Origin of the sequence: Lentimicrobium sp. S6, from assembly GCF_013166635.1 — a bacterium.
GTDB lineage: Bacteria > Bacteroidota > Bacteroidia > Bacteroidales > UBA12170 > UBA12170.
In genome coordinates this window covers 1-20,496 of sequence record NZ_JABKBZ010000001.1, presented here as the reverse complement: position 1 = coordinate 20,496, position 20,496 = coordinate 1, and the positions used below count along the sequence as shown (strand labels likewise).

The following is a 20,496-nucleotide window of genomic DNA, read 5'->3' as shown; positions in this document are numbered from 1 at the left end:
AATTAATCAAAGCAGCATGTTTTTGCAGTTTCATAAAGTGCACATCTCAATTATAGAGGTTACATTAGATGCACATATGTTTTTTAATGCTGAATATTAGGTGACTATAATTATTGGGAAAGAGATTAAAAAATCTGTTTTGTCAATTTAATAGAGAAAACAAGAATGTGATTCATGAGAAAAATTGAAGTAGAAAATATTTTCAAAGGCAGATTTGCTGATTCAGCCTCTAGAAAAACCACTCTGGGAATGAATAAATATTGGATAATACTTCTATTGATTTTATTTTGTTCTAATCATTTAAGTGCTCAAGTAGATTCTATACTATTTAATGCTGAACATCCAGATGTTTATGTGGAGACTTTAGTAAAGAAGGCTAGAAAAGAGTTTGATAATAATACCCGTACCTCCTATTTTTATTTGGAAGAGGCACTTAAGCTAGATGAATACATTCATGATACCACCAAGATTGAATTGTATAATGTGGCAGGAGAATTGCACTTCATGCTCAACTTATTCGATCTTTCTTTCGATTATCTACATCAGGCATTAGAGATACAAAACAGAATAGATTCCTTAGGAAGCTTTGCCATATATAATAGGATTGGAACGGTTTATTTAATAATGAAAGATTATGAAAAAGCTCGTTATAATTATTTAAAAGCCAAAGATTTATACGAAAGCCATCCTTCTCCTAAAGATATTGATGAGAACAAAATTCATGCTATCATTAATAATCTATCCGTGCTAGAAAGAGATGAGGGGAACTTTTTTAAATCGAAAAACTATTTAAACCAATATTTAGATAAAACCATTGCCGCTCATGATACCACTCATATTATATTCTTTTATCACAATCTATCTATCGTTTATTTCGATTTAGAGGAGTATAAAGAAGGAATGATATATTTAAACAAAGCCATAGAGCTTTGTTATTTAGCCAATTCAAATCGTGAGCTTTCTCTATTATTGAAAAACAAAGGAGAAGTATTTCATACCCATAATAACTCCAACGACTCCGCTATTTATTACACTTTAAAAGCTTATGATTTAGGTAAAGAAATTGGGCATCCACATGTACAGAAAGAAGCTGTTCGATTATTGTATACCATCCACAAATCATTGGGGGAATTTGAGAAAGCCCTGGAATATAAAGAAATAGAACAGAGACTCAGCGAAGAGGCTATCAATACAGAGAATATTAAGAAAGTGACCAGTATTGAGCTGAATGCAAAATACAAACAAAGTAGGAGAGAGCTCATTGAGAAACAAAAGAAAAACGAGTTGATTTTGTATACCATATTAATTGGGCTCATTATTATTGCTCTATTCTTTCTCATGCTATTTAGGCTTCAAAAAACAAAAGCTACCAAAAGGAAATTACAGAATGAAATATTGCGTTCTACCTTAGAGTCAAAAAACAAAGAGTTTACAGCTAAGTTATTGCACACCTTACAGATTACCGAATTACTAAATGATACCCACAATAGAATATTGTCGATTAGGGAAGATGGCTCTGATGAAATGAGAAAAAATCTCACCTCTATTCTCACTAGTATAAAACAAGAGCATTTTAGTTTCAATTGGGAAGAATTCGAAAAGCTTTTTGTTGAAACGCATCAGGATTTCTATACCAATCTATTATCAGATTTCCCAAACCTTACTAAAAACGAATTGCGATTGTGTGCCTTTCTAAAAATGAACTTATCTTCCAAAGAAATCTCGGCCATTACCAATCAAAGTTATAGAAGCATTGTGGTAGCTAGATCTAGAATGAGAAAAAAATTAGGTATTGAGACCGAACAACAGAGTATTACTTCTTTTTTGGCTGGGTATTAGTCTATCTTATATTGTAATATTAGATAGAAAAAGACTATTCTTTTATCGAGTTCTCCAGATTTTTGGGTTCCTACTGCTGTGAAGTATGGCTATAACAGCTATTTCTTGTTGATTAATTATAAAATAAATCCCATAGCTGAACCGCTTTAAGAAAACAACTCTAATACTACTAAATTTCTTTTGACAAGACAATGGGTAGTTTTGAATATGATATACAGCTTTATCTAATTGCTGCAAGAATACATCAGCAAGTTTTGGATTAATTGAATCATAATATTCTATAATTTCTTGCAAGTCATTTTTAGCAGGAGGTCGAAAAGTTAGATTATACATCTTTCCTCTTGATAGATTTTTTCACTTGTTCCCAAGTCAAACCAGGCTCTTGAGCAGTATTGGCTTCTTTTTCGCGTGACAATAAAATCTCCTTATGCTTTTCTGTGAGTTCAAATGATTCCTGCATCAATATTAATTCTCTCTGAAAATCATCCCAATTTTCAAAAGTATCTCTACTGAGTTTAGCTCCATTTTTAATAGTAATTGTTGTCATGAAACAAAAATAGTTAATTTTCAGTTCAATATCTAGATTAAAAGTTCTCTATAATTAAACAAAACGCTCCACCAAGTCCACCAAACGATTAGAATAACCCATCTCATTATCATACCAAGCGATTACTTTCACCAATTTGTTTTTATCACCAAGAACCGCCGTGAGTTGAGCATCAAAAACAGCGGAATGGGAGTTGCCAATCACATCACGAGATACAATAGGATCTTCGGTATATTCGAGGATGCCTTTCATAGTAGTTTCGCTGGCGATTTTAAAAGCTTCATTAATCTCTTCAATGGTAGCGGGTTTGGCAAGTGTACAAGTTAAATCGGTGAGTGAACCATCGGGAACAGGAACTCGTATACCTGCCCCACCTAGATTCTGGTCTAAATGAGGAAAAATACGGGTAACTGCCTTTGCCGCTCCGGTTGTAGTAGGCACTATATTCTCTGCTGCCGTTCTTCCCCTCCTCAAATCTTTATGAGGTCCATCTAAAATATTCTGATCTTTAGTGTAAGAGTGAACTGTGGTGATAAACCCTTTTTCTATTCCCCAGTTTTCGTCTAATATCTTTATCAGTGGAGCCACATTATTGGTGGTACAACTGGCATTGGAAATAATCTTTAGATTCTTGTCAATATCTTTATCATTTACACCCAAAACTATAAACGGAATTTCCTGTTCCTCATCATCTTTTGCAGGAGCTGAAATGATTACCTTTTTCGCTCCTGCCTGCAAATGCATGCCTGCTTTATCTTTAGTGGCAAACAAACCTGTGGACTCAATCACCACATCAATATCCAAATCAGCCCAAGGTAAATTCTGAGGATTCTTTTCCTTTAAAACCAGCGTTGATTGATCATTAACTATCAAATGATTCTCATCATAATCTACCTTCGCCTTCACGGCTCTGTGAACCGTATCGTATTTCAAAAGGTGTGAAAGGGTGTAGGTATCTGTTAAATCATTAATGGCAATAACACTAATATTGGGATGGTTAATAAGTAGGCGAAAAGTAGCTCTACCTATTCTTCCAAATCCGTTGATAGCCAATCTTATTTTTGACATGATCTGTGAGTTTTTAAGGATACAAAATTACGGGTTTTTTAGGCAGTATCATTGCTAGAATTCAAAATCAGTGAAACTATGATGATGTTGGAATTATATTTCTGCTATTAAAACGATACCCTTTAGCATTTCAGTTTCTACAAGTTTTGTGGTTCGAAGCTCGGAGCACGAAGCTAGAGGTAAATCAAATCGGGCTTCCAACTTTAGACTTCAAGCTATCTCACTCAATTAATACAACGAAACTCATTGTTTATCAGAGTCATGATGTGATCAGTCTGTGTGGTTTCAGACCTCTTAAAACTCCCAATCCAAACCATATTTCTCACTGATATCAAGCGCTGGCATGGGTCCATCTAAAGGTTTTAAATCTTTCACATACCAATCTAGCCAGTCAATCTGACGATAAATAACATCTATCTGTCCCACTTGCTTTCTGTTACCATGTCCTTCACCTGGATATTGTACCAAACGAACGGCAGGATGGTTATTCATTTTCATACGGCGGTATAATTGCAAACTTTGCTCTGGATGTACACGTGGATCATCGGCACCACCATAAATTAAGGTAGCAGTTTTACTTTGGTGCGCCCAATAAACCGGACTGCGTTCCAAATTCATCTGCCACTGTTCTTCTAATGGTTTGCCACTGTGTACATACAACTCTTCATAAGAAATATCTGTAGTTCCGCGCTTGCTGCTCACATTACTAATTCCTACGAACATACAAACGGCTTTTACATATTCGGTATAATAGGTCGCGAACCAACCCGAAGCATATCCACCATAAGACCCACCAGCCATTCCAACTCTTTCTTTATCAGCGCCTTTTTCGGCAATGAGATACTCAATACCATCGGCTAAGTCGTCAAATTCTTTTCCTGCAGGATCCATAAAACCTTCCATGGCAAAATCAATACCATAGCCAGTACTGGCTCTATAGTTCAAATAAGCCACCAAATATCCTTTTCCGGCCATCACCTGTCCCGGGGTGGAATACCTACTCAACCAACCATTGCTATGATGAGATTCAGGTCCACCGTGAACATATAATACCAAAGGGTATTTCTTGTTCTTTTTATAACCCACAGGTTTCATCAATAATCCTTCTATTTCTTTGCCATCTCTAGCTATAAACTGAATCACTTCTTGCTCTCCCAGTTCCATATCGGCTAATTGAGGATTCACATTGGTCAGTTTATTGAGTTTTCCTTTTCCACTCCACGAATAAATATTGGAATAATCACTGGGTGTATTTCCTGTGAAAACAAAGGTTTTGAGGTCAGCAGTAAATATGGGTTTTCCGAAAATGATACCTGAATCCTCAGCGTCTAATAATACATCACGTTTTCCTTTTTTAATGGATACACTAGAGAGTTTAGGATAAACACCTTCTCCAGAATAGAAGAAGATTTCTTTATTACTTTTCCATGCTATCCAACTCACATGGCCTTTGAAATTCTCAGGAGTGAGATTTGTTATTTCTTCTTTTTTAAGTGAATAAACAAAGGCCTGACTTACGGCATGGTCGTTGATATTTAAAGCTGAGGCAAAAGCCAATTGAGTACCCTCCTCATTAAAGGCATAGTTTCCGAGTTTACCAATATTTCCTACTTCATTGATGAGCTTTCCCGAAGCCAAATCCATAATTTTAATTTTACGGAACATATATTTTTGATCTGTAAGGTTTTTCTCGGTGGTAGTAAAAGCTAAATATTCGCTACTTGGACTAAAAATCATCTCCCAAACATGAGTGTTCTCTAGTAGTTTCTTTTCCTCTTGAGTTTGATAATTGGCATCAAATTGTACCAAATATAATTCTTTTATTTTAAGATTTTCTTCATAAAAGATAAAGCCATAACCGCGATCATCAAGTTCCATTTCTTTTTCTGATTTGACCTGCATAGAAAGATAGGCCATTCCCAAACCATCAGGCTGCCATTGATAAGAACTCACTCCATTTTCGGCATGGGTCACTTGTATTTTCTCTCCTCCTTCAACTGGCATTACCCAAACTTGACTCTTTCCACCTTCTTCGGTATAAGTGAAAGCTAAATGAGAACCATCGGGACTATAATGAGGAGAACCACCTTTAAAACCCTCCTCAAAAAGAAGTGTAGATTCTTGAGTGGTCATATTCATTTTATAATACTTATAATGTGAGCCACCAGCTTCCTCATTTGCTGTTCTTGGTGTTGAAATACTGTAAATCAACTCTGAACCATCAGGACTTAATTCACTAATTCCACATCGTTCCAAACTGAGTAAATCGCTGGGAGACATTACAGATTGAGAAAAAGCCAACTGACTTAAAGGCAAGGACATAAACAACACTAAAGCGGCAATAAATTTGAAATATTTTTTCATGATATCATTTTTAATAATAGATAAAACTGGTGCCGAAGATAGAAAATGTATTGCTTCTGCCAAAATGGATTGAAATAGATTTTGGAAAGAAATCAAAACATCCACCTAAATATTTATGGACTGCACAGTTAATCCGCTTTTTGTTAAATAGTAAAGTTCTTGACCTGATTCTTTGGAATGAGATATGAAGTATTTCCCATCATTTGAGAATCTATATTACCTTTGAAAAAAATATTCGAAACTATGGCATATACATACGAATACCCACGTCCCATGCTTTGTGTAGATATGGTAATACTAAGAAAACTTGAAGAGCAAACCGAAATTCTTCTCATAAAAAGAGGGCATGAGCCATATCAAGATCATTGGGCTTTGCCAGGTGGATTTATTGAGATGGAGGAAGATTTAATAGAATCAGCTTATAGAGAATTGGAGGAGGAAACCAATATCACAAATGTGAAGCTTCAACAATTAAAAACCTATGGTAAACCCGGAAGAGATCCAAGGGGAAGAACGATAAGTGTGGTTTTTGGCGGTTTTTTAGAAGAAGTACAGGAAGCACAAGCTGGCGATGATGCTAGCGAAGCGGAATGGTTCTTTATTGATGAATTACCTGAATTGGCTTTTGACCATGATTTGATAGTACGAGAATCATTGGAAAGCTTATTTCTTTAATAAGAAGGCTTAAGCTGATTAGCAGTAGATAATTTTTCCAGTTAAAAATCTAAAGTAATCTTTTGTCCACGCACCTAATACTGAAGTATCTTTTAAAAATGGACTAACTTCTGTTACCGCATTTTTAATGTTTAATTGGTCAACTTTTTTATACATGAATTCGATAAATACTTCTTTAGTTAATACAAACGCACTGTCAAGATTTTCACTCTCAATTATTCGATGCTGTAAATGTTCCAGGTTTAATTTTACACCTTGCTTTACATACCATTCAAAGTCGTACCAATCTCTTCCTTTAACCCTTGTTTTCCAATTTCTAAACAATACAGCATGCATTTTTCCCGCATAAAGATTGGGTAAACTCATGCTTAAAATATTAAAAGTTATAGGCATTAATAAGGTTTTTGATTCTGTTTGAAATTTTAATGGGGGATTTGTGTCAATTTCAAACTTAATTTTAATTTTTCTGCCGGAATATATACCTCCCAAAATGGAACTAATATTCTCAGAAGAGATATGCAAAGAATGTAGAGAAGTATCATTTTTTAAAAAAGCTGATTCAATATGGCTGATGTTACTACTTTTCTTTTTGGTATGTATATTGATACTAATTCCTAAGGAGTTAAACTCCTCAATAATGACAGGGAAATAGGGTTCCAATTTAAAATTTTTATTCTTTTCTAGCAAAGTAAAATCTAAATCCTCCGAAAAACGATCTAAGCCATATAAAATCCTTAATGCAGTACCTCCGTAAAATGCCGCTTTCTCAAAAAAACCACCTCTATACAATCCCAATAATACGATTTCCTGAAATATCTCTTTCAGGGCATTTATCATATCATTTTCACTTTCTATTTCATATTTAGAAAGCATCTGTTCTAAAATATTCATCAATTGTTTTTTAGTAATTTGAGAAAAATAGCAATTCGTTTCGATTTACTCTTTTGGTAATAGTCATTTATTATTTCAATATTCAAATTGTTTAAATCAACTATATCGATTCTTAAATCATCTTCTAAAAAAGCAATGAGTTCCTTTTTAGAAAAAAAAGAAGTGTTTTTTAAATAAATCATATCACATAATGCTTTTTCTTTTGTGGCTATCATAAAAAAACCATTTTTGGCATGCTCTATTTTAAGTCCAATAGAAAACAATTCCTTTTTAATATGTTTATAACTAAAAACACCTAATTCTGTATCATATTGTTTGCTCCGTTTAGTACAAACTGATGTCAACTGAAAAACACTTTCGGGAATAAGACCATGATATGATAAAGCATATTCCAAAGAAATATAAGAAGGCCCTAAAATAGTATTGGCTAATAATTCTTTTGAAATAATATTTTTTGTAATAATAGATGAGTGGTAGTATAAACCTTTTTTGATTGGTTTTAAAACACCCTTTTGTTTTAAATGATTTATCTTATCATTTACCTTAAAATACCCCAAATTCATAAGTATACTTGATATACTCGAATGGTCAATGATATGGGTTTTTATTTTTGATAATTCTCTTTCTATCTCACCTATCATAATACTATATTTGCGTATATAATCCATATACCATGGATTATATACGCAAATATAGTAAATTAATTAGGTTTATCATTAAATATAAAGATACCAACATAATATTCTGCTTCATAAAAAACCAACAATCTCTTTAAAAAATCCTTAGAACTTCTCTAAGAGGATTTAAAGAATTGGAGGAGGAGGCTCATTTTACAAATGTGAAACTTCAACAATTAAAAACCTATGGCAAACCCAGAAGAGACCCAAGAGGAAGAACGGTAAGTGTAGTTTTTGGAGCTTTTTTAGAAGAAGAACAAGAAGCACAAGCGGGTGATGATGCCAGTGAAACAGAATGGTTCTTTATTGATGAATTACCTGAATTGGCTTTTGACCATGATTTGATAGTACAAGAATCTTTGGAAGTATGGCTATGATGAGTGAACACCCCAGTGAATGAGTTAATAGCATTAGAGGCTCCATAGATCCTATCATTCTCTCACTCCACTATTAAAATCCCTTATGTCTCAGGGCCTCCGTTGGTTAAACCTTCACAAGATCAATAAAACTAAAATTAAACTCATTCTTCTCCCCTTTCTCATGATGCTCTTCTGCTATAACTTTCCAGTTTTGTATGTCGATTTCTGGGAAGAACACATCTGCTTCAAAGCTAGAGTGAACTTTAGTCAAGAAGATTTTATGTGCATATGGAAGTAGTTTCTCATAAATGCTCCCTCCTCCAATCACGAATACTTCTTCTTCTGACTTGGCATATTTTTCTATGGCCTCGTCAACAGAATGTAGCATGGTACATTTGTCTAATTTCAAGTCTTTGTCTCTAGTAATCACCACATTTTCTCTTTTGGGGAGGGCTCCGTTTGGTAAAGATTCGTAAGTCTTTCTTCCCATTAAAATGGTATGACCTGTAGTTAAGCGCTTAAAACGTTTTAAATCGTCTGAGATATACCAAATGAGATCATTATCTTTTCCAATGGCATTATTTTCAGCAACGGCAACTATGATAGAGAGCATATCTTTGTTTTTTTGCAAATTTAGAAATAATCACTCATCATCGCCTATTTATCCTAGGCACATTTTCTATTTAAAACTTTATAAAATATTTAACAAAGTATATTGTTTTGTCATTCACCTTTCTAGCCTACTCATTTTCTGAGTTCTACAAATGAGTCTTAGTGCAAAAACAAATAATTAAGACATTAAAATACCTAAATACAAAACCACTATGTTTGAATTGAAGATTGTTTTCATATATTTGACTATAATATAGGGTTTTACGAAGTGATTTTAAAGCCTTTTTTCTCCATTTATACATAGAAGGTATACCGGAAGAAGCACAAACAATTAAGCCAATACCCTGGCTTTGCTTTTATGTATTTTTAAATTAAAAACTATTCTTATGAAGAAAACTGTACTCTTTTCCCTATTGGTATTATTAGGTTTTGGCTCTTTTGCTCAAAACGCTATAATCCTTAATATTAATAATTATATGGGAGACCAAGTTCTAGAAATGGAACAATCCTATACACATGATCTTGATTATGAGTATTCCATCACAAGATTACAATACTATGTGTCGCAAATTAAAATTGTTCATGACGGCGGAATAGTTACAGACATAGAAGACACTTGGCTATTAGTAAATGTGGAAGAGGAAATGTCTTTCAATCTTGGAAATCATGACATTGATGTTATTGAAGAAATTCGATTTGGAATAGGTGTTGAACCTGAGATAAACCATCTAGATCCTACTACTTATCCTGAAGGCCATCCATTGGCACTACAAAATCCTGATATGCATTGGGGCTGGGCTTCGGGCTATAGATTTGCTGCACTAGAAGGAAAGACTGGTACTGCATTATTAATCGACTATCAGATACATAGTTTAGGTGATATTAATTATTTAATGGTAAATCTTCCTACTGCCAACTTGGTCAATGGTGATGAAAGAATCATCAGTATAAAAGCTGATTATATGGGTTTACTTGAAAATATTGATGTTTCTGCAGGTTTATTTTCACATGCTGAAACTGGCGAATCTGCAGTCTTATTGTCTAATTTCTCCACTAAAGTATTTTCGCAAATGGTATTTACTGGGCTTGATGATTTAGAGCCACAAGCTAGTTTTGTAATTGCACCTAATCCTGCGACCATTCATCAAACCCATATTCTTCTCTATAAAGATTATCCTACAAATTCTAAACTACAGATCACCGATTTAAGTGGCCGTATTATTAAAGAACAATTTATAGAAGCCAATCAGACCAAACTTGATATAGATATTGATGAAGCAGGAATTTACTTCTTAAGCTTAATAAATCAGTCTCAGGTTATTGAAACACAAAAATTAGTGATCAGTCAATAAGAAATTAGTGAGAACTCCTTTTTTCATATTTTTTATCCTCTTATTTGGAGCTTTTGCTTGTTCAAAGGTAGAGGATTCAGAAACTATTCAGGAAATTCCATTTTCTATGGAAATTCCTGAGGGTTTTCCTGCCGTGGAATATCCCGAGGATAATGAATATTCTCATGCCAGGTGGGAACTTGGAAAAAACCTATTTTTCGAGAAATCATTATCACGAGATCAAAGTATCAGTTGTGCCAGTTGCCATCTGCCCTCTTTTGCTTTTAGCGATACCACCAGAGTCAGTTTAGGTGTAGAAAACAGCCCTGGAATAAGGAATTCTCCTTCTTTGGCCAATGTGGCCTATCAACCTTATTTTACTCGTGAAGGCGGAGTAAATACTCTTGAAATGCAAGTATTGGTTCCAGTGCAAGAACATGTAGAGTTTGATTTTAATCTTTTAGAAATAACTGAAAGGTTAAGAGAAGATGAGTTCTACCTTTCCTTAAGCCAAGAAGCATACCAAAGGGAAATAGATCCATTTGTTATTACTAGAGCCATAGCCACTTTTGAAAGAAGTTTATTGAGTGGAAATAGTACATATGATGCCTTTTCCTTTCAAAATAATAATGAAGCATTAAATCCACAACAAAAAGCGGGATTAGAATTATTTAATAGTGAAAAAACCAATTGTTTCCAATGTCATTCTGGCTTTAATTTCTCTAATTATGCCTTTGAGAATAATGGATTATACGAGGAATATGAGGATCAGGGTCGCTATAGACTAACCTATGACGAAGCTGATTTGGCCTTATTCAAAACTCCTTCTTTAAGGAATATAGCCATAACAGCTCCTTATATGCATGATGGTTCCTTAAAGAATCTGCAAGAAGTAGTGGCCCACTATAACAGTGGAGGAAAAAACCATCCCCACAAAAACCAATTGATTAAACCCTTGAACTTAAGTAAACAAGACCAAGAAAACCTCATCGCCTTTTTACAAAGCCTTACAGATGAGTCTTTTATTAATAATAAACACTTCCAAAAACCATGAATAAATTTCTAAGTCTATTGGCATTAATTAGCATATTGCTCATTAGTTGCGATAAAAATGAAAACCAAAACACCGAACCTGAGGAGGTCGCTGTTTATGATACAAGTTCTTATGTATTGAATACCAGTTACTTCCCAAAACCACCTATTCCTGAAGACAATCAGCTGACTCAGCAAAAAGTGGAGCTCGGCAAAATGTTGTTCTATGAACCCATGCTTTCGAAAGATGCCTCTCAAAGTTGTGCAGATTGTCACTTACAATTAGATGGCTTTAGCGATACCAGGAGATTTAGCGAAGGTGTAGAAGGCTTGGAAGGGAAACGTCAGGCGATGGCCATTTTTAATATGGCTTGGCATAATAATAGTTTTTTCTGGGATGGAAGAGCAAAAACATTGAGAGAACAATCACTCATGCCTATTCAAGACCCCCTAGAGATGAATGAGACATTAGAAAATGTAGTAGCAAAACTGGAGGAATCTAAGGTTTACAAAGATCAATTCATAAGAGCTTTTGGTGATGATAAAATTAGTAGCGAGAGAATGGGATTGGCCATGGAACAGTTTATGATGACCATTTTGTCAATGAATAGCAAATACGACCAAGTGCTATTAGGAATTGCAACATTTAGTGAAAGTGAAGCACGTGGTAAAGACTTGTTTTTTACAGAATACGATCCCAATGGTCAGCAAAAAGGAGGAGAGTGTTTTCACTGTCATGCAGGAGTAAATTTCACCAATAACCAATATATGAATAATGGTTTGGACACTGATGTCGATTTTGCTGATGATGGCTATTTTTCTGTCACAGAAAACCCCGCAGACCGAGCTAAATTTAAAGTCCCATCACTTAGGAATATTGCGGCAACAGGACCTTATATGCACGATGGTCGTTTTGAAACCCTAAATCAAGTTTTGGAGCATTATAACAGACATGTAAAAGCCTCTACAACCATTGATGATGCAATGCAATATAATTTAGAACCAGGATTGCAGTTGAATGAACAAGATATAGCAGATTTAAAAGCTTTTTTGATGACGCTTACCGATGAAACATTCTTGAATAACACAGAATATGCCAATCCTTTTCAGAATTAATTTTGAGAATAAGGAATAGAAAAGCTTAAACCATCATAAGCCAATTCCATATTTTTTGGGAGCTTGGGATTTACATACTCATGCTTGCCAATTAAATGGCCGAGGTGGGTGAAATAGGTTTTCTCAGCTCCAATTTCTTGAGCAATTTCTATAGCCTCTTCTAAACTAAAATGTGACGGGTGTTTTTTTAACCTTAAGGCATTTAATACCATTATTTTGGTGCCTTTTAGAATCGCCATGGTTTCATCTGGAATATAATTGGCATCGGTGATATAACTAAAATCGCCTATTCTAAAACCATATACTTTCATATGGCGATGCATCACCTTTAATGGAATAAATTTCAACCCATTTAACTCAAAAGGCTCATCATCTAAATGTACTAAATCTATTTGGGGAGCACCTTGATAATCGCCAGGGTTAAATATATAGGGAAACTCAACTTTTACTGCTTTTAAAGACTCCTCCGATAAGCGAAGCTCCACACTTTTCCTAAGGATATAATTGATGCTTCTCACATCGTCTAAACCTGCAATATGATCGCGATGTTCGTGGGTGATAATTACGCTTTCTAAATCGTCAACACCAGCACGTAGTAACTGGGTCCTGAAATCTGGTCCACAGTCAATCACTACATTTTTTCCTTGGTATTTAATCAACAAAGAAGCACGCATTCTATTGTCCTTAGTATCGCTTGATTTACAAACATGACATTTGCAACCAATCATAGGAACTCCCAATGATGTTCCAGTCCCTAGAAACTCAATATGCATGGCTTCGGCATCAGCCATTGCTATCGAATCTAATCAAATCCTTCATCATGATGGAATTGAGAAGGCTGCCTTTTTTCTCGTCGTCTTGAACATTAAGCTCCTCCAAGAAATATATAATCACATCTTTACCTGGAAGGTTATGAACATCCATATTCTTAGTATAAATATCTAGAACACTTTCGTTTAGTGCATTGGTGCAAGTACTAATCAAAGCAATTCCATCGTCAATATGACCATTATAATTAATTCTCACTTTATAAGAACCGCAAGGAGGAATCAATTTATACTTATCGCCAATATCCATACGGAATGTATTATATCCCATCCGTTTATACAATTGACTTCCGGAAGAAAGATGTCCAATCACAAAATAAGGATGAGTTAAATACAAGTTGGCAGTATTCAATTTCCCTCTAATAATAGACTCTCTAATCAATGTGGAGCTTACATCTACATTTTGAATATCTTGCAAATGAATCAGTTCAACTTGAAAGTTGTGTTCTTTTCCAAGCTTAGAAAGCTCATCAATATCTCCATCTCTATTTTTACCAAAATGGTGATTTTGACCAGTAACATATACTTTAGTATTCAGCTTTTTAATGAGATAATCCTCCACAAACTGTGCCGATGTAGTATTGGAAAATTCTCTTGTGAATTCCACAAAAATCAGATGATCGATTCCTGCTCTTTCCAAAAGATGAATCTTTTCTTTGCGTGTATTGATCATCAATAAATCTCTACCAGTAGTTTCTGGATAAAGAACTTTTCTTGGATGAGGATAAAAGGTGATCACCACCGATTCGCCCTCTTCAATTCTGGCTAATTCCTTTAATTTATTGATAATGACTTGATGCCCCATGTGAACACCATCAAAAGAACCTACAGTTACCACTGCATTCTTGATGTGTTTCACTTCGTCGAAACCGTAATATATTTTCACTGACTAAATGTTTTAGAATACATGCGAAGATAAGAGATTTTTTGGTTCGTTTGAGATGCGTATTATTTAATGCTCTCCTGATAGTTTCGATTTGAAACCGAAGCTTAATTAATGCAAGCTGGTAAGTTTTGGCTATATCAAGTAAATGACATGAGCAATAATTATAAGAATGATGTTTAGACTAATTCTGAAAGATTCTTAAATTTTCTAAGCAAAAGCAATTTCCAGTATCTTTGCAGCAGGAATACCACTTATGGAAAAAGCACGCTTTAATAGTCTTACACAAGTTCAGAAACTGCTACTCATTATGGAGTCTGGGCGATTGATTATGGAAAAGAAAGAAGAAGAAAGTATCATGAAACTCTATATTTACAAGCAGTTTTATGTGGAAGTCATCTACGATCTCGACCTAAACAAAATTCGCAAAATAGACACCCCAGAATTAGGTTATATAGTAGATGAATACCTCGATGTTTTAAATATTGATGACATCCTGAACCTCTAATCAAACATATCGGATTTACTATGCAAAGACCCTCAAATATACAAATCCAAGAATACGATTACCCTCTAGAATCACATCGAATTGCACAGTATCCTTTAGAAGAAAGGGATGCTTCTAAGCTATTGTATTTTAATGGGAAAATTCAGGAAAGTCAGTTTAAAACGCTTTCAAGTTTCTTACCAGAAAATAGCCTTTTGGTTTTTAATGATACCAAAGTGGTTCAAGCTCGGTTGATATTTGCAAAAAATACAGGCGCTAGAATCGAAATATTTTGCCTAGAACCAGTTGAACCTACTCGCGAAATTCAAGATGCATTTCAGCAAAAAAGTGGAGTGGTTTGGAAATGCCTTATTGGCAATAGAAAGAAATGGAAAAGCGGTGAACTGGAAATGCCCTTTGAGTTAACTGGTCAAAAGAATGTGCTGAAAGCAGAAAAACTTAAAGACGAAAGAGAATATAGCTATATCCGTTTGACTTGGACACCTGAGGAGCTTGATTTTGCTACTGTATTGGAAGAGACTGGCAAAATTCCATTGCCTCCATATATGGATCGCAATGCCGAAGAGAACGATAAAATTAGATACCAAACCATTTATGCACGTAATGAGGGTTCGGTTGCTGCTCCAACAGCAGGATTGCACTTTACGGATGCGGTAATGGAGAAATTGTCTCATAAAAAAATAGAAACTCATTATGTGACCTTGCATGTGGGTGCTGGAACTTTTAAACCAGTTTCTGATGAGGAAGTGGGCAATCATATCATGCATACTGAGCAAATTTTGGTGAAGAAGGAATTAATTGAATCATTGATTAATAAAAAAGACCAAAAGCTAATAGCAGTAGGAACTACAAGTATTAGAACCTTAGAGAGTTTATATTGGATCGGCGTAAAAATGATTCATCAACCCAATCTAGAAGAATATAAAATCAGTCAATGGGAGGCTTATGAGTTGGACGAGCATATAGCGTCTTTACCCTCGGTAGAGCAATCATTACAAGCTATATTCGACTTTCTAATTCTGCACAAACTCCAGGAGCTGCGCTCCGAAACCCAAATACTCATTGGTCCAGGCTACGACTATCAAATGATTGATGGCATGATTACCAACTTCCACCAGCCAAAAAGCACATTACTCCTCCTCATATCGGCCTATTTGGGAGAGCAATGGAAAGAAATTTACCAATACGCTATGGACAATGATTTCCGCTTTTTAAGTTATGGAGATAGTTGTTTGTTTTTGTATGCTGAAGATTAATACCACTTCCTATTTAAAGTAGGCCTTAAGCACACTTTGAATTTTACAATGGTTAATGGCGATATACATATAGAAGAAGTCATAATTAGAATCTTAGTTTTACACTCGTATATTTTATTTATCGCTATACCTAAAGTTTCAATAGATTCCTGTTTAGTTTCACTACCTATCTAGATGAATATTTGTATCTTTATTTTTCATTACCAATAACTTATAAATATGAAATTGAAAGATATATACCATCAAAAGCAACAATCCTTATTATTTGATATCATTGAAGAAAACTCTGAGGATCCTAGAGAGTGGATTTTGTCACCTAAGCTAGAAATGATTATTCCTGATGAAGAAGCCCATTGTATAGTCAGAGCAATTTTGATTGACTCCAAACATAATGAAAATGATTGTTTTATGGATGTTTCACTACCTGAAAGAATCAGTGATTATGTCATTTTTCAGACTGAAGGCGGCTTAAATTATGTTCAAACTTATGAGTTAGAGGAAAAGGAAGTTATTCCAATGATTGCATGTGAGGCCACTGGTGATTACGAAATGTATTATTCACAGATGAAACCCAGTATAGGTATTGAGGTTTTAAAAAGAGGTCTAGAAATATCAAAGACTCCTTCTGTCATAGCAGAAGATTTAGGATATATATATCGTGATGAAAACAGGTACCAAGAAGCTTTGGATGCGTTTCTAATTTCTGATAAAAATGGTGTATCAAACGATTATATTTATAAAGAAATTCATGATTTGTATTTACTACTTCATGATAAAGAAAAGGCAGCTGTTTATGCAGAAAAATGTAAACATCTATTTTGAAAATATAAAAGCCCCTAATCTCGCGATCCGGGGCTTTTCTGAAATCAAAATCAATTCGGGTTTTATTAACAAATATCTTTATGTCTTTTTTAAATGTGCCTTCAAAAAAACACCTTTTTTTTAGGTCTTTGATAAGATGAGGTCAAAGACAAGGCTTTCGAAGTTTTGAAATTAAGGAGTTTACTTTTGTAAATGACTGATTTCAAATCTAGAGTAACGCAGTATTTGACATTTTCTTCCAAAGACTAATTAACGGAGAGCTTTTTCACCATAGATTTCTTAGTATTCGTTCTAACATCTTCCATAATCACCTTAACAAAATACATTCCCTTCATCTCTATGGTGAACTCTTTCTCCAAACTTACTTCTCCTAGGCCTAAACTATGACCAGTGGACTCCTCTATCATTCTTCCCGCAAAATCGAACACATAATAATGAACGATTTTATTCTCATCTACCTCTACTTCTATCTTTACCACTTGTCCACTAATCACAGGGTTAGGATATATATTAAATTGTGTTTCTTGTTCTATTTGTGAATTTTGAGCTTTTAAAGGACTAAAAAAGCTTAAGCTGAGTATGATAATAATACTGGTGGTAATTTGTAATACTTTTTTCATGGTTGGTCCTCCTAATTGTTCGTTCTTAACACTTATTCCTTAAACTTGTTGATACAAAGATAAGCTCTATAAAACGGGATATCAAGCCATTACAGCTCACCATTTGTATCCGTAGATATTTAAATCGTAAGTGTAGTTCTTTTCTCGTTTATTGTCTCATTCCTTTTTAAAATTATGCGCTTTAGTGTTTCTTTTTTGTAATTTTTGTGCTTCGAAGCCGGAAGTTCGAAGCTAAAAGTAAATTTACTTCAGACTTCCAGCTTCAGGCTCCCAGCCATATTTGGTGATTAATAGAATAAAATACATTCGTAAAACAAAGTTACGATGATTTCATTCCAAGTGATTTAGTGAAACTAATCCATGAATATTGATGGAATTAAGTAATTTCGCCCCATGAATTTACAAGAAATCCTTCTTCAAATAGAACAAGAAGTGCAAGCAGAAACTTCTAGAGGAATAGCAGCAGACTATATTCCTGCCTTATCTAATATCGACCTAAATAAGTTTGGTATGGCAGTTCATACCGTTGATGGACAAGAATTTAAAGTAGGACAAGCCGATGAGTTTTTTAGCATACAAAGTATAGCCAAAGTATTCAGTTTGAGTATGGCTATGCAGCAGTTCCATGAAAAGGTATGGGAAAGAGTAGGCAAAGAACCATCGGGAACAAGATTCAATTCTTTGGTACAATTAGAATTCGAAGAAGGCATTCCGAGAAATCCATTTATGAATGCCGGAGCTTTGGTGATTACCGATATGATTACACAAAACCCTGGCAAGATGAAAAAGGAACTCCTTTCCTTTGTTAGAAATTTGGCTGGAAATCCTCAAGTTTCCTATGCCTTCGAGGTAGCTCATTCAGAAAAAGAAGCAGGATATAGAAATGTGGCTTTAGCCAACTTCCTAAAGAGCTATAAAAACCTGAATAACGAACCTAAAGAGGTTTTAGATGTTTACTACCACCAATCGGCCATTCAAATGTCATGCGCCGATTTAAGCCGAGCATTTATTTTCCTTGCGAACAAAGGATTCTCTCCATTTTGTAAACAAGAAGTATTGAGTCTACGCCAAAGCAAAAGAATGAACTCCCTCCTACTCACTAGCGGGCTCTACGATGCTGCCGGCGATTTTGCCTATCGTGTTGGATTACCGGGCAAAAGCGGTGTGGGTGGAGGCATAGTCGCTATCATCCCAGGTCAATTGGTGGTTACGGTATGGTCTCCGGGTTTAAACCCATCTGGAAATTCCAAGATTGGATTAAGGGCTTTAGAACTGTTTACCACTTATACTGGCATTTCGGTTTTTTAGAAACTTCTTGTTGCATTTATCTAACTTGTCAAACTCATTACAGTAGAGACTAAAATCTACATTCCATACATGTCATTTATAGCCTATGCTATTATATTTCCTATTGACTCCTCAAGTACTAGCTTAGCACATCCAAATTGCCATTCCAAATAATTTTGATTAACTTAGTATTCGAATAATTTATTAAAAATCAAGATTTATAAAAATGGGGAAGAAATACATACTATTCCTAGGCCTTATTGTGCTTCATTTTATTTTTACTAGCTGCAAAGTGAATCAGCAAGAAGAAAAGAAAGAACTATTAATATATTGTGGCATAACTATGATTCGTCCGATGACGGAAATAAAACAGATCATCGAAAAACAAGAAAACTGTCATATTGAAATATCAAAGGGAGGCTCTGGTAATTTACTGAATGCCATTGAGCAAAATGGTGTTGGAGACTTGTATTTGCCTGGTTCCGAATCCTATATTTACACGGCATTTAAAAAAGGAATAATAACAGATACGGCCAAAGTTGGTCACAACAAATTAGCCGTCATCGTTCAAAAAGGAAACCCATTAAATATCAAAGCTGAAATTCAAAGCCTCACTTCTAAAGATTATTATGTTGTTATTGGTAATCCAAGTAGCGGAAGCGTGGGAAAAGCAACCAAAAAGCTATTGGTTTCAGAAGGTGTATTTGAAGAAGTGGAACAAAATGCTATTCGGTTTACCACAGACTCAAAAGACTTAAGCATGGCTATTATAAATGATGAAGCCGATATTGTGATAAATTGGTATGCCACCTATACTTGGGATCGAAATAGCGATTATATGGATATATTGGATATTCCATGCCTTGAAAACACAAAAAAGAGATTGATTTTGGCACAATTAGAAAGTAGTCAACATCCTGATATTGCGCAAAAGATTATGACTTATGCAATTTCTCCAGAGGGCCAAGCCATCTTTAAAAAACACGGACTGAATTAAATTAGAAGCTATGAAAAAATCAATTTCAAGAAAAATTATTTTGATGATGGTGAGTTTCTTGTTTTCCATCCTCCTTTTAATGACCATTAATAATCTGATAGTAAACGCTAAAGCCAAAGATGAGAGAATCATCTTCAATGAACAGCAACATATCAACCTTATTAAAATATTACAGAATAAACTGAACGAGTTACATCAGATATCTTATCGATTAAACCGCTTGGAAGACATTCGCTTATTCACTAAACAAGAAAAGGAAATCAAAAGCCTTTTAGCAGATATTGATCTATTAACTGATGTTTTAATATCTGGTGGTGAATATGAGAATAATATAAAAATCAACATTTATAATCAAGACCTATTTACCGATAAAATAATATATCAGGCCTTTAATAAAGAATTTAGCAGCGAGATTGTAGAATTATCTCCTAGATTAAGTATGATAAATGATCTTTCAAATCATTTGGTTATCGTTATGAAGGAGTATTATGAATCAGAAAATGAGCAACAATACCGAGAAGTAAATTCTCATTACAAACAACTGGAGAGTTTAATTAGCAGAGCAATAGAAACAGCCAATAGAGCTTATCTTCAGGTTCAAGAAAGAAAAACTCAACTCCATCAAAACATGGACAATAGAATTCAGAGATATAATTTATAGGGTTACCCATTTAAGTCTCGTGTAATTTAATCGAAGCGTAAGCAATCGGTTTATGCTCTACGCATCTCTGAATGATTTTATCTAAAATTGATTGGCGATGATTCCTTCTGTTAAATCTAAAGAA

22 protein-coding genes are annotated in these 20,496 nt (G+C 34.6%); 12 read left to right on the top strand and 10 right to left on the bottom strand.

The features are described 5' to 3' along the window. Window positions 1–174 precede the first annotated feature (174 nt). Complete coding sequence (locus tag HNS40_RS00110; protein ID WP_172275959.1) at window positions 175–1,839, top strand: tetratricopeptide repeat protein; 1,665 nt, start codon at window positions 175–177, stop codon at window positions 1,837–1,839. 42 nt (window positions 1,840–1,881) lie between these two features. On the opposite strand, the gene HNS40_RS00105 is transcribed toward HNS40_RS00110, so the two are convergent. The 4 genes from HNS40_RS00105 to HNS40_RS00090 all read right to left on the bottom strand — a co-directional run bounded on the left by HNS40_RS00105 (window position 1,882) and on the right by HNS40_RS00090 (window position 5,818). Continuing rightward, the gene (locus HNS40_RS00105) at window positions 1,882–2,172 is read right to left on the bottom strand and encodes a type II toxin-antitoxin system RelE/ParE family toxin (protein ID WP_172275957.1); all 291 of its coding nucleotides are present in this window, start codon (window positions 2,170–2,172) and stop codon (window positions 1,882–1,884) included. Next, entirely contained in the window at window positions 2,165–2,386 is a 222-nt protein-coding gene (locus HNS40_RS00100) for a hypothetical protein (RefSeq protein WP_172275955.1), read from the bottom strand. Before HNS40_RS00100 ends, HNS40_RS00105 begins: the two co-directional genes overlap by 8 nt. A 54-nt stretch (window positions 2,387–2,440) precedes the next feature. After that, window positions 2,441–3,454 (bottom strand): type I glyceraldehyde-3-phosphate dehydrogenase, encoded by a 1,014-nt coding sequence (gene gap, locus HNS40_RS00095; RefSeq protein ID WP_172275953.1) that lies wholly within the window; start codon window positions 3,452–3,454, stop codon window positions 2,441–2,443. Window positions 3,455–3,748: 294 nt separating this feature from the next. Beyond that, window positions 3,749–5,818 carry a prolyl oligopeptidase family serine peptidase gene (locus tag HNS40_RS00090; protein WP_172275951.1) on the bottom strand — a complete coding sequence of 690 codons (2,070 nt, stop codon included), beginning with the start codon at window positions 5,816–5,818 and terminating at the stop codon, window positions 3,749–3,751. A 243-nt stretch (window positions 5,819–6,061) separates the two neighbouring features. Between HNS40_RS00090 and HNS40_RS00085 the strand changes: the two genes are divergently transcribed. Beyond that, window positions 6,062–6,493 carry an NUDIX hydrolase gene (locus HNS40_RS00085; RefSeq protein ID WP_172275949.1) on the top strand — a complete coding sequence of 144 codons (432 nt, stop codon included), beginning with the start codon at window positions 6,062–6,064 and terminating at the stop codon, window positions 6,491–6,493. A gap of 18 nt (window positions 6,494–6,511) precedes the next feature. On the opposite strand, the gene HNS40_RS00080 is transcribed toward HNS40_RS00085, so the two are convergent. Both HNS40_RS00080 and HNS40_RS00075 read right to left on the bottom strand, forming a co-directional pair. Next, window positions 6,512–7,384 (bottom strand): nucleotidyl transferase AbiEii/AbiGii toxin family protein, encoded by an 873-nt coding sequence (locus tag HNS40_RS00080; RefSeq protein WP_253916188.1) that lies wholly within the window; start codon window positions 7,382–7,384, stop codon window positions 6,512–6,514. Beyond that, on the bottom strand, window positions 7,384–8,052 hold the full coding sequence (locus HNS40_RS00075) for a hypothetical protein (protein ID WP_172275947.1): 669 nt from the start codon (window positions 8,050–8,052) through the stop codon (window positions 7,384–7,386). Before HNS40_RS00075 ends, HNS40_RS00080 begins: the two co-directional genes overlap by 1 nt. Window positions 8,053–8,195: 143 nt before the next feature. Here HNS40_RS00075 and HNS40_RS00070 point away from each other — a divergent pair, with 143 nt between their 5' ends. Next, window positions 8,196–8,438, top strand: coding sequence for a hypothetical protein (locus HNS40_RS00070; RefSeq protein WP_371742896.1), 243 nt, complete (start codon window positions 8,196–8,198; stop codon window positions 8,436–8,438). Between the two features lie 106 nt (window positions 8,439–8,544). Here the strand turns inward: HNS40_RS00070 and HNS40_RS00065 are convergent, their stop codons facing one another. Beyond that, complete coding sequence (locus HNS40_RS00065; protein ID WP_172275943.1) at window positions 8,545–9,033, bottom strand: dihydrofolate reductase; 489 nt, start codon at window positions 9,031–9,033, stop codon at window positions 8,545–8,547. A 385-nt stretch (window positions 9,034–9,418) separates the two neighbouring features. Here HNS40_RS00065 and HNS40_RS00060 point away from each other — a divergent pair, with 385 nt between their 5' ends. The 3 genes from HNS40_RS00060 to HNS40_RS00050 are packed head-to-tail and all read left to right on the top strand — an operon-like array spanning window position 9,419 to window position 12,511. Then, window positions 9,419–10,384, top strand: coding sequence for an MbnP family protein (locus HNS40_RS00060; RefSeq protein ID WP_172275941.1), 966 nt, complete (start codon window positions 9,419–9,421; stop codon window positions 10,382–10,384). Between the two features lie 7 nt (window positions 10,385–10,391). After that, a complete protein-coding gene (locus HNS40_RS00055) occupies window positions 10,392–11,417 on the top strand; it encodes a cytochrome c peroxidase (protein ID WP_216663642.1) in 1,026 nt (341 codons plus the stop codon). Continuing rightward, complete coding sequence (locus HNS40_RS00050; RefSeq protein ID WP_172275939.1) at window positions 11,414–12,511, top strand: cytochrome-c peroxidase; 1,098 nt, start codon at window positions 11,414–11,416, stop codon at window positions 12,509–12,511. Before HNS40_RS00055 ends, HNS40_RS00050 begins: the two co-directional genes overlap by 4 nt. Here HNS40_RS00050 and HNS40_RS00045 read toward each other — a convergent pair. Continuing rightward, window positions 12,508–13,302: an MBL fold metallo-hydrolase gene (locus HNS40_RS00045; protein ID WP_216663641.1), complete on the bottom strand. Its 795-nt coding sequence runs from the start codon at window positions 13,300–13,302 to the stop codon at window positions 12,508–12,510. The genes HNS40_RS00050 and HNS40_RS00045 overlap by 4 nt on opposite strands. Further along, complete coding sequence (locus HNS40_RS00040) at window positions 13,295–14,224, bottom strand: riboflavin kinase (protein WP_172275937.1); 930 nt, start codon at window positions 14,222–14,224, stop codon at window positions 13,295–13,297. The genes HNS40_RS00045 and HNS40_RS00040 overlap by 8 nt, the downstream gene beginning before the upstream one ends. 253 nt (window positions 14,225–14,477) lie before the next feature. Here HNS40_RS00040 and HNS40_RS00035 point away from each other — a divergent pair, with 253 nt between their 5' ends. The 3 genes from HNS40_RS00035 to HNS40_RS00025 all read left to right on the top strand — a co-directional run bounded on the left by HNS40_RS00035 (window position 14,478) and on the right by HNS40_RS00025 (window position 16,807). Then, complete coding sequence (locus tag HNS40_RS00035; RefSeq protein ID WP_172275935.1) at window positions 14,478–14,729, top strand: hypothetical protein; 252 nt, start codon at window positions 14,478–14,480, stop codon at window positions 14,727–14,729. Between the two features lie 20 nt (window positions 14,730–14,749). After that, a complete protein-coding gene (locus HNS40_RS00030; protein WP_172275933.1) occupies window positions 14,750–15,985 on the top strand; it encodes an S-adenosylmethionine:tRNA ribosyltransferase-isomerase in 1,236 nt (411 codons plus the stop codon). Window positions 15,986–16,204: 219 nt separating this feature from the next. After that, a complete protein-coding gene (locus HNS40_RS00025) occupies window positions 16,205–16,807 on the top strand; it encodes a hypothetical protein (protein WP_172275921.1) in 603 nt (200 codons plus the stop codon). A gap of 245 nt (window positions 16,808–17,052) precedes the next feature. Here HNS40_RS00025 and HNS40_RS00020 read toward each other — a convergent pair whose 3' ends face one another. After that, window positions 17,053–17,427: a T9SS type A sorting domain-containing protein gene (locus tag HNS40_RS00020; protein WP_172275931.1), complete on the bottom strand. Its 375-nt coding sequence runs from the start codon at window positions 17,425–17,427 to the stop codon at window positions 17,053–17,055. 393 nt (window positions 17,428–17,820) lie between these two features. Between HNS40_RS00020 and HNS40_RS00015 the strand changes: the two genes are divergently transcribed. From HNS40_RS00015 to HNS40_RS00005, 3 genes are all read left to right on the top strand, one after another. Continuing rightward, on the top strand, window positions 17,821–18,735 hold the full coding sequence (locus tag HNS40_RS00015) for a glutaminase (RefSeq protein WP_172275929.1): 915 nt from the start codon (window positions 17,821–17,823) through the stop codon (window positions 18,733–18,735). Between the two features lie 205 nt (window positions 18,736–18,940). After that, window positions 18,941–19,711: a molybdate ABC transporter substrate-binding protein gene (gene modA, locus HNS40_RS00010; RefSeq protein ID WP_172275927.1), complete on the top strand. Its 771-nt coding sequence runs from the start codon at window positions 18,941–18,943 to the stop codon at window positions 19,709–19,711. A gap of 10 nt (window positions 19,712–19,721) precedes the next feature. Beyond that, window positions 19,722–20,372: a hypothetical protein gene (locus tag HNS40_RS00005; RefSeq protein WP_172275925.1), complete on the top strand. Its 651-nt coding sequence runs from the start codon at window positions 19,722–19,724 to the stop codon at window positions 20,370–20,372. Window positions 20,373–20,496 lie beyond the last annotated feature (124 nt).

Bases quoted from the DNA above. Each gene is read 5' to 3' on its own strand.
- HNS40_RS00110 (WP_172275959.1), top strand. From the start codon at position 175: ATGAGAAAAATTGAAGTAGAAAATATTTTCAAAGGCAGATTTGCTGAT.
- HNS40_RS00105 (WP_172275957.1), bottom strand. From the start codon at position 2,172: ATGTATAATCTAACTTTTCGACCTCCTGCTAAAAATGACTTGCAAGAA.
- HNS40_RS00100 (WP_172275955.1), bottom strand. From the start codon at position 2,386: ATGACAACAATTACTATTAAAAATGGAGCTAAACTCAGTAGAGATACT.
- gap (WP_172275953.1), bottom strand. From the start codon at position 3,454: ATGTCAAAAATAAGATTGGCTATCAACGGATTTGGAAGAATAGGTAGA.
- HNS40_RS00090 (WP_172275951.1), bottom strand. From the start codon at position 5,818: ATGAAAAAATATTTCAAATTTATTGCCGCTTTAGTGTTGTTTATGTCC.
- HNS40_RS00085 (WP_172275949.1), top strand. From the start codon at position 6,062: ATGGCATATACATACGAATACCCACGTCCCATGCTTTGTGTAGATATG.
- HNS40_RS00080 (WP_253916188.1), bottom strand. From the start codon at position 7,384: ATGAATATTTTAGAACAGATGCTTTCTAAATATGAAATAGAAAGTGAA.
- HNS40_RS00075 (WP_172275947.1), bottom strand. From the start codon at position 8,052: ATGGATTATATACGCAAATATAGTATTATGATAGGTGAGATAGAAAGA.
- HNS40_RS00065 (WP_172275943.1), bottom strand. From the start codon at position 9,033: ATGCTCTCTATCATAGTTGCCGTTGCTGAAAATAATGCCATTGGAAAA.
- HNS40_RS00060 (WP_172275941.1), top strand. From the start codon at position 9,419: ATGAAGAAAACTGTACTCTTTTCCCTATTGGTATTATTAGGTTTTGGC.
- HNS40_RS00050 (WP_172275939.1), top strand. From the start codon at position 11,414: ATGAATAAATTTCTAAGTCTATTGGCATTAATTAGCATATTGCTCATT.
- HNS40_RS00045 (WP_216663641.1), bottom strand. From the start codon at position 13,302: ATGGCTGATGCCGAAGCCATGCATATTGAGTTTCTAGGGACTGGAACA.
- HNS40_RS00035 (WP_172275935.1), top strand. From the start codon at position 14,478: ATGGAAAAAGCACGCTTTAATAGTCTTACACAAGTTCAGAAACTGCTA.
- HNS40_RS00030 (WP_172275933.1), top strand. From the start codon at position 14,750: ATGCAAAGACCCTCAAATATACAAATCCAAGAATACGATTACCCTCTA.
- HNS40_RS00025 (WP_172275921.1), top strand. From the start codon at position 16,205: ATGAAATTGAAAGATATATACCATCAAAAGCAACAATCCTTATTATTT.
- HNS40_RS00020 (WP_172275931.1), bottom strand. From the start codon at position 17,427: ATGAAAAAAGTATTACAAATTACCACCAGTATTATTATCATACTCAGC.
- HNS40_RS00015 (WP_172275929.1), top strand. From the start codon at position 17,821: ATGAATTTACAAGAAATCCTTCTTCAAATAGAACAAGAAGTGCAAGCA.
- modA (WP_172275927.1), top strand. From the start codon at position 18,941: ATGGGGAAGAAATACATACTATTCCTAGGCCTTATTGTGCTTCATTTT.
- HNS40_RS00005 (WP_172275925.1), top strand. From the start codon at position 19,722: ATGAAAAAATCAATTTCAAGAAAAATTATTTTGATGATGGTGAGTTTC.